The sequence below is a fragment of the Verrucomicrobiota bacterium genome (assembly GCA_027622555.1).
Classification (GTDB): Bacteria; Verrucomicrobiota; Verrucomicrobiia; order Opitutales; family UBA2995; genus UBA2995.
In genome coordinates, this window is sequence record JAQBYJ010000002.1 from 125,639 (window position 1) to 141,222 (window position 15,584).

At 46.7% G+C, this 15,584-nt stretch carries 14 protein-coding genes; 10 read left to right on the forward strand and 4 right to left on the reverse strand.

What is annotated here, in order from left to right:
* The first annotated feature begins 70 nt into the window (after positions 1–70).
* The 7 genes from O3C43_01240 (at position 71) to O3C43_01270 (ending at position 8,296) form a co-directional block, all read left to right on the forward strand.
* On the forward strand, positions 71–1,729 hold the full coding sequence (locus O3C43_01240; GenBank protein ID MDA1065104.1) for a peptide ABC transporter substrate-binding protein: 1,659 nt from the start codon (positions 71–73) through the stop codon (positions 1,727–1,729).
* Positions 1,730–1,786: 57 nt separating this feature from the next.
* Positions 1,787–2,788, forward strand: coding sequence for an ABC transporter permease subunit (locus O3C43_01245; GenBank protein ID MDA1065105.1), 1,002 nt, complete (start codon positions 1,787–1,789; stop codon positions 2,786–2,788).
* Entirely contained in the window at positions 2,789–3,694 is a 906-nt protein-coding gene (locus O3C43_01250) for an ABC transporter permease subunit (GenBank protein MDA1065106.1), read from the forward strand. It abuts the gene before it with no gap.
* A 98-nt stretch (positions 3,695–3,792) separates the two neighbouring features.
* Positions 3,793–4,050 (forward strand): GlsB/YeaQ/YmgE family stress response membrane protein, encoded by a 258-nt coding sequence (locus O3C43_01255; protein MDA1065107.1) that lies wholly within the window; start codon positions 3,793–3,795, stop codon positions 4,048–4,050.
* Between the two features lie 270 nt (positions 4,051–4,320).
* On the forward strand, positions 4,321–4,608 hold the full coding sequence (locus O3C43_01260) for a DUF1330 domain-containing protein (protein MDA1065108.1): 288 nt from the start codon (positions 4,321–4,323) through the stop codon (positions 4,606–4,608).
* Positions 4,609–4,695: 87 nt separating this feature from the next.
* Positions 4,696–6,021: a hypothetical protein gene (locus tag O3C43_01265; GenBank protein MDA1065109.1), complete on the forward strand. Its 1,326-nt coding sequence runs from the start codon at positions 4,696–4,698 to the stop codon at positions 6,019–6,021.
* A gap of 109 nt (positions 6,022–6,130) precedes the next feature.
* Positions 6,131–8,296 carry a malate synthase G gene (locus O3C43_01270; protein MDA1065110.1) on the forward strand — a complete coding sequence of 722 codons (2,166 nt, stop codon included), beginning with the start codon at positions 6,131–6,133 and terminating at the stop codon, positions 8,294–8,296.
* Here the strand turns inward: O3C43_01270 and O3C43_01275 are convergent.
* From O3C43_01275 to leuC, 4 genes are read right to left on the reverse strand one after another with little or no spacing between them, the layout of a single operon-like run.
* The gene (locus O3C43_01275) at positions 8,293–8,691 is read right to left on the reverse strand and encodes a biopolymer transporter ExbD (protein ID MDA1065111.1); all 399 of its coding nucleotides are present in this window, start codon (positions 8,689–8,691) and stop codon (positions 8,293–8,295) included. The genes O3C43_01270 and O3C43_01275 overlap by 4 nt on opposite strands.
* A 12-nt stretch (positions 8,692–8,703) precedes the next feature.
* Complete coding sequence (locus O3C43_01280) at positions 8,704–9,279, reverse strand: MotA/TolQ/ExbB proton channel family protein (GenBank protein ID MDA1065112.1); 576 nt, start codon at positions 9,277–9,279, stop codon at positions 8,704–8,706.
* Positions 9,280–9,319: 40 nt separating this feature from the next.
* Positions 9,320–9,916 carry a 3-isopropylmalate dehydratase small subunit gene (gene leuD / locus O3C43_01285; GenBank protein ID MDA1065113.1) on the reverse strand — a complete coding sequence of 199 codons (597 nt, stop codon included), beginning with the start codon at positions 9,914–9,916 and terminating at the stop codon, positions 9,320–9,322.
* A gap of 17 nt (positions 9,917–9,933) precedes the next feature.
* The gene (leuC, locus tag O3C43_01290; protein ID MDA1065114.1) at positions 9,934–11,358 is read right to left on the reverse strand and encodes a 3-isopropylmalate dehydratase large subunit; all 1,425 of its coding nucleotides are present in this window, start codon (positions 11,356–11,358) and stop codon (positions 9,934–9,936) included.
* A 175-nt stretch (positions 11,359–11,533) separates the two neighbouring features.
* On the opposite strand from leuC, the gene O3C43_01295 reads away from it, so the two are divergent.
* The 3 genes from O3C43_01295 to O3C43_01305 all read left to right on the forward strand — a co-directional run.
* The gene (locus O3C43_01295; protein ID MDA1065115.1) at positions 11,534–12,517 is read left to right on the forward strand and encodes an aldo/keto reductase; all 984 of its coding nucleotides are present in this window, start codon (positions 11,534–11,536) and stop codon (positions 12,515–12,517) included.
* A 974-nt stretch (positions 12,518–13,491) separates the two neighbouring features.
* Positions 13,492–14,562, forward strand: coding sequence for a sugar phosphate isomerase/epimerase (locus O3C43_01300; GenBank protein MDA1065116.1), 1,071 nt, complete (start codon positions 13,492–13,494; stop codon positions 14,560–14,562).
* Positions 14,563–14,747: 185 nt separating this feature from the next.
* Positions 14,748–15,584, forward strand: an 837-nt coding sequence (locus O3C43_01305) for a sulfatase-like hydrolase/transferase (protein ID MDA1065117.1), incomplete at its 3' end; no start/stop codon positions are given.

A 15,584-nucleotide genomic window follows, 5' to 3' on the forward strand; every position in this document is an offset into this window, starting at 1 on the left:
ATTGCGGAGAGTGAATGCAGCCTTTTGGTTTTGACTGGATAAGCCATGAAGGCTTCGTCTAGATAAAACCATGACCTGTCACCGAGTATTCACAGCTTCTGCATTTATTTTAATTTGTTTTAACCTTTTTGTGGGCTGCGGCTCCAAGCAAACCGATGTCCAGCGGGCCAATGAAGCAGGGGTTTTGCTGTTTGGAAATCTCTCGGACCCCGCCACTCTCGATCCGCAAATCGCCACCGGCGTGCCAGAGAATCACATTATCTCGTCGCTGATGGAAGGACTAGTCGCCTATCATCCATCGGACGATATGGCCATTGAACCTGGTATGGCCGAACGAATCGAAACCAACGAAGCTGGAGATGTTTACACCTTCCATTTGCGGGATGCCCAATGGTCAAACGGCGATCCCGTAACGGCACAGGATTTTGATTACAGTTATCGCCGCATACTGAACCCGGAATTGGCAGCTCAATATGTTACCATGTTATTCGTCGTTAAAAACGCAGAACGTTATTTTGAATCACACAGCAATCCGAACCCTGGTGAAACTCCCATGGCGTGGGAAGAAGTGGGAATCAAGGCTCTGGATGCGAAGACTCTGGAGATTTCCCTGATTGCTCCGATGCCCTACTTCACCAACATGTTGAAACACTATTCCTGGTTTCCGGTTAATCCCAGAGCAATTGAAGAACATGGTGGTATGACCGACAGGAGTGGAAGCTGGATTAAAGTGGGAAACCACGTGGGCAACGGACCATTTCGACTAAAGAGCTGGGTTACCAATCAAATACTCGAAGTCGAAAAAAATCCTTACTATTGGGATGCAGACAAGGTCAAATTGAACGGCATTCGTTTTCTTCCCATAGAAAAAACAGATACCGAGGAACGCATGTTCCAAGCGGATGGTATCCATGTCACCTATTATGTCCCGCTCCACAAAATCGATGTCTACAAAGCGGAGGCTCCGGACAAAATTCGACTCGATCCCTATTTGGGAACCTATTTCTATCGTGTAAATGTAACCCGGAAAGGTCCACTCGAAGACAAACGCGTGCGCCGGGCTCTGGCCCTGGCGATTGACCGTGAATCACTCATTAAAAATGTTACGCGCGGAGCAGAACTACCGGCGTACTATTTTGTACCACCCGGTATCAACGGTTATAAAAGCAAAAATTATTTCAGTTATAATCCCAACGAGGCAAATCGACTTTTAGCTGAGGCGGGTTATCCAAACGGTGAAGGTTTTCCGGAATTCGATATCTTGTACAACACGCTGGATCAGCATAGAACCATCGCGGAAAGTATTCAGCAAATGTGGAAACAAACCTTGGGAATTAATGTTCAAATCCACAATCAGGAGTGGAAAGTGTATCTCGACGCTCAATCGAACCTGGATTACGACATCTGTCGTGCAGGATGGATTGGCGATTATGTAGACCCCTACACATTTCTCGAAATGTTTACTACCGGTAACGGAAATAACGATACAGGATGGTCCAACCAACGCTACGACGAGCTGATCTCGAAAGCTCCATTGGCACACACCACGGATTACCGATTTGCCATGCTCAATGAGGCTGAAGACATTCTTATGGATGAATTGCCGATCCTCCCCATCTATATCTATACCCGTCCTTATCTCCTCCATCCGTCCGTAAGAAACTGGAATCCAAAACTTTTGGATAACCGGAATATGAAATACATTTGGCTTGAGCAATCGGGAGAGTGAGTAAGACTTTTGATCACTCTGGGTTCAAAAAAGAGGACCTGAGGCATTTTCCCAACTATGTTTAAATTTATCCTTATACGACTGTTGCAGCTGATACCGGTGCTGGTCGTAATCATTACGCTGACCTTTGCCATGGTCCGTAGTGCTCCTGGAGGTCCCTTTAGTTCGGAGAGAAAAATACCGGAGCATATCCTCGAGCAACTGAATGAACATTACGGGCTCAATGACCCGCTCTACATCCAGTACTACAACTACATGAAGAAGATTTGTCCCAAGAAGCTGAATATCGGGGCACTGATGAAATTTGATTTAAAGGAAGGACTGGGCACTGACCTCGGACCGTCCACCCGGTATGAAGGAAGAACGGTAAATGAACTGATCGCTGAATCGTTTCCCGTATCCTTCGTCCTGGGATCCTTTGCCATTGCACTTGCCCTCCTCATAGGCATTCCAGCCGGAACGGTCGCGGCACTGAACAAAAACAGCGCGATGGATTACGGACCCATGTCTTTGGCGATGTTTGGCATATGCCTGCCTTCGTTTGTGTTGGGCCCCATTTTTGCCCTCATCTTTGGCCTGTGGCTCAATTGGTTTCCTGTTTCCGGATGGCGAGCAATAGGAGGATTCCATTGGACCGATGACATTCCTTATCGGGTGTTGCCCGTGGTAACACTCAGCCTTTACTACGCAGCTGGAATTGCCCGCCTCACCCGCGGCGGCATGTTGGAGGTGCTCAATCAGGACTACATCCGAACTGCACGAGCCAAGGGTCTTAGTACCACGGTTGTAACGATTAAACACGCGCTTAGGGCGGGACTGATGCCGGTAATATCCTATCTAGGGCCTGTGATGGCTGGGGTACTATCGGGCTCCTTCATCATTGAAATGATTTTCCAAATCCCGGGACTCGGAAGACACTTCATCAATGCTGCACTCAATAGAGACTACACCCTGGTACTCGGAACGGTACTTTTCTATGCTGTCCTCATAATCATGCTCAACCTGCTGGTTGATATCATCATGGTTTTGCTCAACCCCAAATTGAAGTTCTCTTCCTAGATGAGCGACTTGCAGGTAGCCTCGAACACCGACCCAGCTAAAACAGAGAGCTTCTCGCTTTGGAAGGATGCCTGGCACCGGCTGAGATCTAACAAATTGGCGTTTTTAGGGATGCTATTTTTTATTGCGATTGGGACCGTCTGTTTTCTGTCGCCGATTATTTCTTTAGTCACCGGATTAACCTACGATTTCATACCCTCCGATTCACGTGGCGCGACCGCACCCAGCCTCAGTCATTGGATGGGAACTGACGATCTGGGCCGCGACTTACTCATTCGTTGCCTTTATGGAGGCATGGTTTCCATCGGTGTCGGATTTGCAGCTACCATTGTTTCTATCGCAATTGGGGTCATTTATGGTTCCGTTGCTGGATACTACGGGAAAAAAGTCGACGCGTTCATGATGCGACTGGTCGACATCCTTTACTCTCTTCCGTTCATTATCTTCGTGGTTCTATTGACCGTTTATTTTGGCCGAAACATCTTTCTCCTGTTTGTAGCTATTGGCTGCGTCGAGTGGCTCACGCTGTCGCGAATTGTTCGCGGACAAGTGCTTCATCTTAAAGTGCAACAGTTTGTCGAAGTGGCCCTGACTCTGGGTTCTTCACGAAGAGATATCATTAAGAAACATTTGATACCAAACGTATTGGGACCGGTTATCATTTATTCCACCCTCACGGTTCCTGGCGTCATGCTCCTGGAATCTGCACTGAGTTTTCTAGGACTCGGTGTCCAACCACCGATGAGCTCCTGGGGTTCTCTGATTAAGGATGGAGCAGAAAAGATGGAAGTCTATCCCTGGCTACTGATATTCCCGGCTATGATGTTTTCAATGACTTTGTTCTCCCTGAATTTTCTTGGAGATGGTCTGCGCGATGCCCTGGATCCCAAAGATAGCCGAAGATAATAAGAACATCCGCGGATGGAAAACTGTTTGTAATATCCATCAAATCCTAAATAATGGAACCTCTTAATTTGAAACAACAACCACTTCAATTACTCCATATGAATACAGAACAACTCATCGTAACACTCATCATAGGTGCCGTAGCAGGCTGGTTAGCTGGAAAACTTACACGCGGAGGGGGTTTTGGCATTATTAAGAACATTATCCTCGGTATCGTCGGAGCCGTTGTTGGTGGCTGGCTATTCAGTCTGTTGGGAATAAAGATCGGCGGTGAGTGGATCGGACCGATCGTAACCAGTACAGCCGGTGCGGTATTACTCATTCTGGTACTTGGGTTCATTGTTAAAAAGAAATAACCCAAACGTTTTAACCGCCTTCAAAGGTGCAAATGGTATCATATTTTAAAACAACGAGTTATGGATATTAATATCGAATTTCAAAACCTCACAAAAAGTGAACTTAGAAAAACGCACCTTCGAAGGCTAAATTTGACATGCGCGAGGAACTGCGTTCCAGTCCACAACCCGCTTGGTCACGTAGAAACCTACGCTCCCGCGCTAGCTTGTGAACTGCGCCTTGTTCCTCATCACATCTCAAATTTTTGAAACACTTGGGATAACGACCTCATGTCTGCCTTCGTCATAGTTGATACTAAAATTAAAAATGCCGAAGCCTACAGGGAATACATTGAGAAGGCTCCCCCGATTGCGGCCAGACACGGCGGAAAATATCTGGCCCGTGGAGGACTGCATACGGTTAAAGAAGGAAATTGGAATCCAACTCGACTTGTGTTGATTGAATTTCCCGACCGCAAAGCGATTGAAGCGTTTTACGATGACCCCGACTACAAGGCTATCATCCACATTCGCCTGGAAAACACGGATTCAAACCTGGTCATTCTAGACGGTATTTAAAATGACTTTCCAAATTCGCTTCTGAATTAAAGTTAGTTAGTTTATCAATAGGACAAATGGAGCCACATAAACTTTTGTAACCCAAAAATGAGAGCGACAAATAGCAGAAAGTTAAGCTCAGGTTTAGTGGTGTTGGGATTTGCAATCGCGTTCAATTCGCTTTCTTCAAGTACTCACTCCTCGAAGGACGAAACGATGGAGCTTGAAGATTTTATTATCTATGAGAATCCTCGAATAATAGATGCTGTACGCAAAAGACCGTTTGCCAATCGTGACCCACTAATCGAACAGTTTTTCAATACTTTCCCAGATATTGTAGACGAGGTTTATCAAGAAAACCTGAAAACCATAGAGGGCTACCTCAAACAAGCAAAAGTGGATATGCATCGAAAGATGAATCGATTGACTGAACTGGCAGGACTAAATAAACCTCCGGAAGGTTTTGTTGAAGGCTATCAAGAACGAATCGAAACACTGGAGGTTATTTTTGAATGGATGCAAAAAGAGCAGCCGATCAAGCTTGTGCAACTCGATATTTGGACCGAAAGAGACCTCCGCTATCGTCTGGCAAGATTGCCTGTTGAAAACATTCGATTGAATCCCGAAACAGGTGAACTGGAAAGCCGACTCTTTTTCAACTGGCAGATGATTTCGCAAAAAAGGGCTCGAGCGCGGGACTATAATTTGTCCTTTGCCATGGGTATTCATCTGCAGAAGCAAACCGGGTTTTACGATCCCAGAGGGTTCTTACATTGGAGCGAAATAAACAAAAAGCACTTAAAGGATTTTGAAATCTCCTACCCGATCATATTAACCGAATCCCTGAGAAGTGATCCCGTTACTCAAATGATCCAATATTCGGCAGAATTCAGGACAACCATGGATAGCTTTTACAACATCATCCGGGAGTTCTTCTTCTCTGAATTGGCAGATGTGCATACCTTGTATATTTTGACCCGAGGACGAATCTTTAGCGACGAGTGGCACCAATTTCAATCAACTGCTTTGCAACGGGGACTGGCAGCGTATCTGGTTTTTAAGACTCTAGAAGAGCAAGTAGGTAAATCAAAGGCCCGTGAGACTCTTGAAAAAGATTGGACCACCTGGAACCTCCGTAAAATTGGGAGCGATTTTAATTCAATTACCTGGGACAATGAACCGGGATCCTATTCAAAGTATCTTGGCTACAAAAATAAGCCGGATATGAACAACATCTATTGGTCTACCCTCTTTGTAGAATATTTGGTCGAGCGATACGGAGGGTCTTTCGTTACGAATATGTTGGGGAGTTTCAAAAAACAGAGCAGCAATCCAAAGCCCGAAGAACAAACATTCCAGCAATTGACCGGGGATAACCTGTTTGAGGTTATTCAAAATTTCCTGGATCGACAGAACACAGCTCCAGCCGGATAATTCAGAACCTTTTTTTCTATCGTTTCGCACGAATAGTTTATTGGATTATCCAAACTTTAAGTGCAGGAATATTACATACATCTTTAATGAAAGACTGAATCATCACGCTATGAGCGAAAGAATTGAAATAGGAAATTTAAGCATACACACCGCACTCCATAGCCTTGTGGAAACTGAAATCGCACCGGGCACAGGTATTGAAACTCAAGCTTTTTGGACATCGCTTGGTGAGATCGTAAAGGACCTTACACCGCTGAATATGGCTTTGCTAGAAAAACGGAATCAATTCCAAAAGCAGATCGATCAATGGCATAGAGACCACCAAGGCGTAACCTTTCCCAGTAATGATTATGTCGAGTTTCTGAGGTCGATCGATTACCTCTTACCAGAGGGTGAGGATTTCCAGGTGGAAACAACGCAGATCGATCCGGAAATCGCATCTATTGCCGGACCACAACTCGTGGTTCCTGTAAACAACTCACGCTACGCGCTCAATGCCACTAATGCACGGTGGGGAAGTTTGTACGACGCGTATTACGGAACCAACGCCATAGCTCAAACGGATGGACTCGAGGTAGGCGGCCAATATAATCGAGATCGCGGTAAAGCGGTCATTGAAAAATGTAAGACCTTCCTGGATGCCAATTTTCCATTGATGGCTGGTTCATGGAAATCAGTTACCCAACTCACTCTGGATGACAATCAGCTGTCGGCCAGTCTTGAAGACGGTACCAAAACGACATTGAATGAACCGGGTCAACTGGTGGGGACAAATTCAGAAGGGGATGCGTTGAAGGAAGTTTGTTTGGTTCACCATCGACTTCATATCATTCTTCAGATCGACCCCAATCACCCGATTGGCAAGGATTGCAAAGCTGGTATAAAGGACATGATCCTCGAATCCGCTATCACGACCATTCAGGATTTTGAAGATTCAGTTAGCGCCGTCGATGCCGAGGATAAAGTTATCGTTTACCGAAACTGGACGGGTATCATGAAAAGCACCCTGGAAGCATCCTTTCAAAAAGGCGAAAGGGTTGTAAGCCGGGCCTTGAACCAGGATAAGGAATTCACATCTCCCGAAGGGAAACTAATAACTCTTAAGGGACGAAGTCTGCTGCTGGCCAGAAACGTGGGCATCCATATGTTTACCGATGCAGTGCTGACCAGGGATGGTGTTGAAATTCCTGAAGGGATGCTCGATGTGATGATTTCCGCACTGGCCGCCATTCACGATTTAAAAGGACTCAGTAAATTGTCCAACAGCGACGAGGGGAGTTTCTACATCGTAAAACCAAAGCAGCATGGGCCGGAAGAAGTTGCATTCACTGTAAGTCTGTTTGGTCGGGTAGAAGCTGCTCTCGGCCTAAAGGAAAATACGCTGAAGATCGGTATCATGGACGAAGAACGAAGGACCAGCATCAATTTGAAAGCATGTGTCAGAGAAGCCAAAGATCGAATTGTGTTTATCAACACAGGTTTTCTGGATCGAACGGGAGATGAGATTCACACCAGCATGATGGCTGGACCCGTGCTGCCCAAAATGAAAATAAAGTTCAGTCCATGGATTCTTGCTTATGAGGACTGGAATGTGGACATAGGTATCGAAACCGGACTTCCTGGAAAGGGCCAAATCGGTAAAGGCATGTGGACGGCACCAGACGATCTAAAGACGATGATGGACACCAAACAAGCGCACCCTGAAGCCGGTGCCAATACCGCCTGGGTGCCTTCACCGACTGCTGCAACCTTGCACGCACTTCACTACCATGCAGTTGATGTATTTAAGAGACAAAGTGAATTAGCTTCACGGCCACGGGCTGACCTGAACGCTCTGCTGACTCCTCCCCTGCTTGATCGTGAACTCAGCGCAGAGGAAATCCAAAGCGACCTGGACAACAATGCTCAAGGCATACTTGGCTATGTGGTCCGTTGGATTAACCAGGGGGTTGGCTGTTCCAAGGTTCCAGACATCCACGACGTAGGTCTTATGGAAGACAGAGCTACTCTGCGTATTTCAAGCCAGCACATAGCCAACTGGCTTCATCATGGGCTGGTAAACCGGGATCAAATCACGGAAACATTTGAAAGAATGGCAGCGGTAGTTGATCAGCAAAACTCAGGTGATTCGGACTATCAGAATATGGCGCCAAACTTTGATTCGAGTATCGCATTCCAGGCGGCTCTCGACTTGGTCTATACAGGGGTTGAAGAAGCTAACGGCTACACTGAACCGGTTCTTACCAGGCGAAGGAAAGAAGCCAAGTCCAGCTAACGGGACTGAAGACGAATCTTGTCGAGACCAGACTTTCGACAGGTATCCATAATGTAGGTCAGATTCTTCAGAAGCGTCTCTTCATCGGCGCGAATAAGTACCGTGATGTCATCGGCCACCGGTTTTAGCTGACGCAATGCGGGTTCGAATTCTTCCCGGGATAGTTTGGCTCCGTTGACCAGAAACTCCCCGTCTTTGTTAATCTCGATAACAATATTCTTATCAAACTTATTTTGACCGGCCGTTTCGATTTTTGGCATGGTCAGATTCAAAGTCGTGACATTGCGAAACTGCATGGTCATGAGAAAAAAGAAAATAAGAACAATCAATACATCGACCAAAGGAACGATGTTGATGACGACCTTGCGGGTCTTTCTTTTCAACTTACCGGGCATAAGCAGTACCTTTTAAAGCTTGGTGTTTGGCTGACTCAAGGAATGAAGACGCTCAATCATTGCATCCAACTGAACCGTGTAGGTATCAATCCGTCGCTGAAAGATGTTGTAAGCCACTAAGCTGGGAATAGCTACGGTGAGGCCTATCATGGTCGTGGTTAATGCGAGAGCTACTCCCGTAATAAAAGCGGTCTGATCTGGAATGCCTGTCTCAATCGATGTGCCGGCAAATACCTGAACAAGACCGGTAACGGTTCCAAGCAGTCCCAGCAAAGGAGCTGCACCCGTCACAATTTCAAGGATGACCAACCCACGTTCCATGCGATTTACTTCAAGATTAGTAAAGGCCCGGATCTTATCCACCTGCTGTGAGCGGTGATTAAAAAAATCGAGAATACGGCTGAGCACAGACTCCGATGTATGCGGATCATCGATTTGACCAGCGATGACTTTGTCAACGAGAGCTTTAGGAAGGATATTTTCCAGGCGAAGGGAAATGCCGCGTTCGAAAATGACAAAGATGCCAAGAATGGAACAGAGTCCCAGTGGATAAATAAAAACACCGGAACCTTCGATAATTTGAATCATAGTGAGATGGTAGCTTTTGGCTTAAGAGCGCTTCGACTGATTAAACGTATGGAAGTGCCTCAGCAGTTGCATTAATTTCGGCCTCACCTTCCAGCAGCTCAGCAATCGGATCCCACTTGCCTTCAATCAATCCACCACGGGCGGATTCACGAATATAGCAGGTCACCTCCTGATCGCCGAAACGAATGCGCTGATTTTCCACATCGATCGTCACCTTCGTTGAAGGATCAGCTTCTATGGCCTCACCAATCGTCTGGATATCTTCCTTGGTCGCCACGGCCAGTGGTAAACCCAAGGTGGTACTGTTTCCAAAAAAGATTTCTGCAAACCCTTCCGCGATTATGCCGTTGAACCCGGCTTTGGCGATCGCTTGAGGCGCATGCTCACGTGAGCTTCCACAACCGAAGTTATTTCCACTGAGCAAAATCGATGCACCCGCGAATTTTGGATCGTTCAAAGGATGAGGTTTATCGGAGCCATCTTCGTTTTTGCGCACATCATAGAACATGAACTCACCCAGTCCATCAAAGGTGATACACTTCATAAACCGCGCTGGAATAATCCGGTCGGTATCGATATCGTTTCCCGGAACGCGAACGGCGGTTCCAGATACTTGAGTAATTTTTTCTAAAGCCATGGTATTAAAAATAGAATTTAAACAGTTACCGTTTCTGATACACCGAACACTTCGCGAGCATCCGAGACATGACCCGTAATAGCAGCTGCAGCCACCATCAACGGACTCATCAACAAGGTGCGCCCGGTTGGGCTACCCTGACGGCCTTTGAAGTTTCGGTTACTGGAACTCGCGCAGATCTGGTCACCCACTAATTTATCGGGGTTCATAGCCAAACACATGGAGCAACCTGCAGCCCGCCATTCGAAACCAGCATCACGGAAAATCTGATCGAGGCCCTTGGCTTCTGCAATCTTTGCTACCACCTGAGAACCGGGAACCACAATGGCTTGAACCGTTTCGGCTACATGCCGGCCCTGAACATATCGGGCCACTTCCTCCAGGTCACTTATGCGACCGTTTGTGCATGATCCAATAAACGCCACATCGATTTGGATGCCCTTAATAGGTGAGCCTCCCTGAAATTTCATGAACTCGAGGGCTTCAATAATCCCGGCCTTTTCATCACCTTCCACCGAATCCGGTGAAGGGATATTTTCGGTTATGGAAATAGCCTGTCCAGGATTGATTCCCCAGGTAACCGTGGGTGCGATATCTGATGCATCCAGGTTTACAATGTCGTCATATTCACAATCCGCGTCCGATGCATAAGATTTCCAAAGCTCAACAGCTGCATTCCACGCTTCACCTTCCGGGGAATAAGGGCGACCCTTGAGGTATTCGAAGGTCTTCTCATCCGGATTCACATAACCGCAACGAGCGCCACCTTCGATGGACATGTTACAGACCGTCATGCGTTCTTCCATGCTCATGTTGTCGAATACTTCTCCTCCATATTCGTAAGCAAAACCTGTTCCGCCGTTCACGCCGAGCACCCGAATAATATGCAAAATCACGTCCTTGGCGTAAACACCAGGGCCCAATTCACCGGTCACGTTGATCCGACGAACTTTAAGTTCAGCCATTGCCATGGTCTGAGTGGCCAAAACATTCCTTACCTGGCTGGTGCCAATTCCAAATGCAATCGCTCCAAAAGCACCATGCGTAGAGGTGTGTGAATCACCACAAGCTATCGTTGTTCCAGGTTGAGTGATTCCCTGTTCAGGACCCACGATGTGGACGATACCTTGTTTTCCAGTATTCAGATCAAAGAAAGTTACCCCGTATTCTTCACAGTTTTTGCGTAACTCCTTGATCATGGCATCGGCCAAAGAATCAGAAAATGGCTCAACCGATTCATTTGTCGGCACGATGTGATCCACCGTGGCAAACGTACGCTGGGGAAATTTTACCGACAGGCCCATATCACGAAGCATACCAAATGCCTGGGGACTTGTGACCTCATGAATGAGGTGCGTTCCAATAAACAATTGGGTCTCGCCACTGGACAATGTCCTTACTGTGTGAGCTTCCCAAACTTTCTCAAATAGACTCTTAGCCATAGGTTGAACTTCGGTTGGATTTCAAAGTCGGCTAAGTAAGAGCAAAAGCTATGACCAGAGCAACTAATTTTGGGAGCCTTCTTAATTCAGCAGATTTAGCAGTGGAAATAGTCAATAATACAAACTTCTCACTTAATATTTGTAGTACCGTGAATCTTTGATTTAGTTTTCAGATATGGAATACAGATCATTCGGGCGCGACGACGTTGAGATTTCTGAAATCGGACTTGGGTGCTGGCAAATGGGCGGAAATTGGGGACTAGTTGAAGAATCGACCGCCCGTGATATCCTCAGGACAGCCACCAATAACGGAGTCAATTTTTTCGACACAGCCGATGTCTATGGCAAAGGAAAAAGTGAAACCATCCTGGGAAAATACTTCCGCGGTAAAACCAATGATTTGGTAATAGCCACCAAAGTGGGTCGTGGAGAGGATATTTACCCGAAAAATTATTCAATAGAATCCATAAAACCCAGAATAGAAAACTCCTTACGTCGCCTGAGAATCGGAGAACTGGACCTGGTTCAAACCCATTGCATACCGATGGAAGCCATGAAAGAAGGAACCACCTTCGATTGTCTCCGTGAGCTACAACAAGAAGGTAAAATCATTCATTTTGGTGCGAGCGTTGAAACTATAGAGGAGGCAAATTGGGTTATTGAGCATGTGCCCGGCCTTTATTCGGTACAGATTATTTTTAATATCTTTCGCCAAAAGGCCATCGCCGAACTTTTTGAAAATGCGAAAAAACATCAAATAGCCCTCATCGCACGTGTCCCGCTCGCAAGCGGTTTGTTATCGGGGAAAATGACGAAAGATTCGATTTTCAAAAAAAGTGATCACCGGAATTTCAACAAAGATGGTAAAACGTTCAATGTCGGTGAAACGTTTGCCGGTTTGCCATTTGAAAAAGGTGTCGAACTCGCAGAGATGCTCAAAAACATTAAAGAACCTGGATTATCCATGGCTCAATGGGCTCTGCGTTGGATCCTCGACTTTGATGCGATTTCCACCGTCATTCCCGGTGCCACAAAAGCGTTTCACGTGGAAGATAATACGGATGCCACTTACCTGGAAAGAATCCCTTCCGAAACCCATGCAGAGCTAGCTCAATTCTACGAAGATAACGTTAAGGAACATATTCGTGGAGCCTATTAACAGGTACCTGAGACACAGATTTACCCAGTTGGCAAAAAGGATTTTAACCACTGATCAACACAGATTCACACTGATCCACGAAATGGTTAGGCTATAAAATTTAACCGTCATCGGTGCTCATCAGTACTACTGTCCGTAATAATCTTGTTTTTTAAGCAACGTGTTCATATCCCAACTCTTCACCACAAACTTCGCGATTAACCACGCGCCAGTGTTAAAATACGTTCTTTCTTTATGACAGAATCATTTAACCATTCCAATAATCAGACCCGAAATCCGAAACTGCATAAGCTAATCACGAATAATTTGGTCTTTTTACATCAGTGAAAATCAGTGTCATCAGCCGTGCCGTGGCGTAGCCTGGGCGGAGAATGGTGGTCGGAGCGCTCGGCGATCGGTCCCTACCTCATGATTCGTGTCACTTGGTGTCCATTCGTGGGTTCATAATATACAATATCTGTGCCCATCTGAGAAATCTGTGGTCAATTTAAACTTTGGTTGCGGCTTGGCTGCTCTAAGTCATCGGTGGTTGAAGAAAGAAGAGAAAAAATAAATCAGGAGCCTAAATCTTGATTGCCTCGAACCATCTAGATCTCCACTACTGAAAGATAGATTTCCTCCATGACCATGAACCCTTCTCGCAGATCTCGCCATAGTTCTTCAAAGACGGCGGAAGATCAACTACTCAAATTCCAACAAGACGCCGCTCCAAATCCAGACACGCGGGTTTTGGTGTCAGGCTTTGTGCCTTCTGCGCTTCTTGTGGTTTCCACATCTAATTTCCTGCCTCTGGATTGGAGAGCTATTAGCGTTCTAAACTAAATGGCCACGACCACGGGATCTTGAACACAGTATAGGGCTTAAAGATTTTCGACTTGTGAATAAACAGCAACAGGGAGTTAAATAAAGTCACTTTCGACTGCACTCATCCCCTACTACTTGGGCTATTTGGAATGATAAATTACAATAAAAATATGAATCGCCGCGATCTCATCAAACGCATGGCAGCCACGGCGGCTTTGTTAGGTCTGGCACCACAGCTTCCAGCCTTACATCACATGGCAAAAAGAGGGAAACGCATGGGCATCGTCATTCATTCCTATGCCTTTCGAGGTTCCAGCAAACAGAGCAGCAAAGCGTATCCGCCCTTTAAAGACGCGGTAGAATTACTCGAGCATGTTCACACTTATGGAGCCGGGGGAGTACAAACCGGGACTAGCGGCTGGACCAAACCGTTCGCTTCCCGAATCCGGAAAACCTGCGAAGAACTCGGTATGTTCATTGAAGGAAGTATCTCAGCACCAAAATCAGAAACCGATCTGGAACGATTCGAATCCGAAATTGCCGTTGCCAAGGAAGCAGGAGTAAGCGTTTTTCGAACCGCCATGGGTGGACGGCGTTATGAGGACTTCGATAATCGAAAGGACTGGCTGAGCCTGAAAAAGAATTCCTTAAAACGACTTCAGTTAGCGGAACCCATCGCAACGAAGCACCGAGTACAATTAGGGGTGGAAAACCACAAGGACTGGGAGGCCCAGGACTTGATAGAATTCATGCAATCCATCAGCAGCGAGCATGTTGGTGTCACGATCGACACGGGCAATTCCATCTCCCTGCTCGAACACCCGGACGAAACGGCGAGTATCCTCGCGAGATATGGCGTCACCACTCACATCAAGGACATGGGAGTACGAGAATACGAGGACGGCTTTCTGTTATCCGAGGTCCCACTCGGGCAAGGTTTTCTCGATATGGAGTTCATTTTCCAAACCATTGAAAAACCAAATCCGCAGATTCGATTCTGCTTGGAAATGATCACCCGAAATCCCCTCAAAGTCCCCTGCAAAACGAAGAGTTATTGGAGCACGTTCCCCGACCAGGACGCCACCAAACTCTCCAAGGGCCTCAAGTGGATACGCTCAAACTCACAGGACCAGCTCCCCAGCGTGGAAGGCAAGTCCCTCGATGAACAAATCGAGTATGAAGAATTTAACAACACCCTCTCCGTAAAATACGCGGAGAAGGCGTTGGGACTTAGCGGCTAAAGCTGAAGCGACAGATGGAAACCGCGATTCGTCAATTCCGGATTCCCAACTAAATTCGGTCCTACATTTGTTTTCGATACTACCCGGTAGAAAGAATCGGACCCATTCTCTTCCGAACCACTTAAATTCATTTGAATTAAACAAGGTTTCTCCCTCAAAATCGCTATTCAAATAACAATCTCCTTATGAAACTAGCTCAATCCATCTTCATTATCGCGATTTCATGGATCACGCCATTATCCTCAAATGCGAAACAGCCGAATATTCTCATGATCCTGGTAGACGACATGGGCTGGTCGGATATTGGTTGCTACGGTGGTGAGGTGCAGACCCCAAACCTGGATCGTCTGGCTGAGGGGGGCGTCAGATTCACCCAGTTCCACAACACATCGAAGTGTTTCCCATCACGTGCCTGTTTGATGACCGGGCTCTATGCCCAGCAAAACGGAAATCACAAATCCTTCCTCCCGTATACGAATGCCGTAACGATTGGCGAAGTGCTGCAAACCGCAGGGTATCGCACCTTCTGGGTGGGCAAACACCACAGCACGGAAAATGCATTCGACCGCGGCTTTGATCACTATTACGGCTTGCTCGATGGAGCCAGTAACCATTGGAATCCTGGCAATCAACGCAAAGGCGAACCAATCCCCGGCAACAAATCAAAAGACAAGCCTTGGAGGGTCTATGCCTTCGACGACGAGGTGCTCAAACCTTACACACCCCCGAACGACGACTATTACTCAACCGATGCCTACACCGATTGGGCACTCGGATTCCTCGAACGCTACCGAAATGAGGACAAACCCTACTTCATGTATCTCTCCTATCAGGCACCGCATGATCCACTCCATGCCTGGCCGGAAGATGTAGCAAAATACATCGACCACTACCGTGTTGGTTACGAGGCGATCGCCGAAGCACGGTATAAAAAGCAATTCGAACTCGGCTTGATCGATGAAACGTTTCCAAGATCCGAGCCTTCACATGTTCCCTGGAGTGAGGTAACTCCTGAAGAAAAA

Coding starts and splice junctions, on each gene's coding strand:
- O3C43_01300 (MDA1065116.1), top strand. CDS start 13,492: ATGAATCGCCGCGATCTCATCAAACGCATGGCAGCCACGGCGGCTTTG.
- O3C43_01245 (MDA1065105.1), top strand. CDS start 1,787: ATGTTTAAATTTATCCTTATACGACTGTTGCAGCTGATACCGGTGCTG.
- O3C43_01270 (MDA1065110.1), top strand. CDS start 6,131: ATGAGCGAAAGAATTGAAATAGGAAATTTAAGCATACACACCGCACTC.
- O3C43_01295 (MDA1065115.1), top strand. CDS start 11,534: ATGGAATACAGATCATTCGGGCGCGACGACGTTGAGATTTCTGAAATC.
- leuD (MDA1065113.1), bottom strand. CDS start 9,916: ATGGCTTTAGAAAAAATTACTCAAGTATCTGGAACCGCCGTTCGCGTT.
- O3C43_01280 (MDA1065112.1), bottom strand. CDS start 9,279: ATGATTCAAATTATCGAAGGTTCCGGTGTTTTTATTTATCCACTGGGA.
- O3C43_01260 (MDA1065108.1), top strand. CDS start 4,321: ATGTCTGCCTTCGTCATAGTTGATACTAAAATTAAAAATGCCGAAGCC.
- O3C43_01265 (MDA1065109.1), top strand. CDS start 4,696: ATGAGAGCGACAAATAGCAGAAAGTTAAGCTCAGGTTTAGTGGTGTTG.
- O3C43_01255 (MDA1065107.1), top strand. CDS start 3,793: ATGAATACAGAACAACTCATCGTAACACTCATCATAGGTGCCGTAGCA.
- O3C43_01250 (MDA1065106.1), top strand. CDS start 2,789: ATGAGCGACTTGCAGGTAGCCTCGAACACCGACCCAGCTAAAACAGAG.
- O3C43_01240 (MDA1065104.1), top strand. CDS start 71: ATGACCTGTCACCGAGTATTCACAGCTTCTGCATTTATTTTAATTTGT.
- leuC (MDA1065114.1), bottom strand. CDS start 11,358: ATGGCTAAGAGTCTATTTGAGAAAGTTTGGGAAGCTCACACAGTAAGG.
- O3C43_01275 (MDA1065111.1), bottom strand. CDS start 8,691: ATGCCCGGTAAGTTGAAAAGAAAGACCCGCAAGGTCGTCATCAACATC.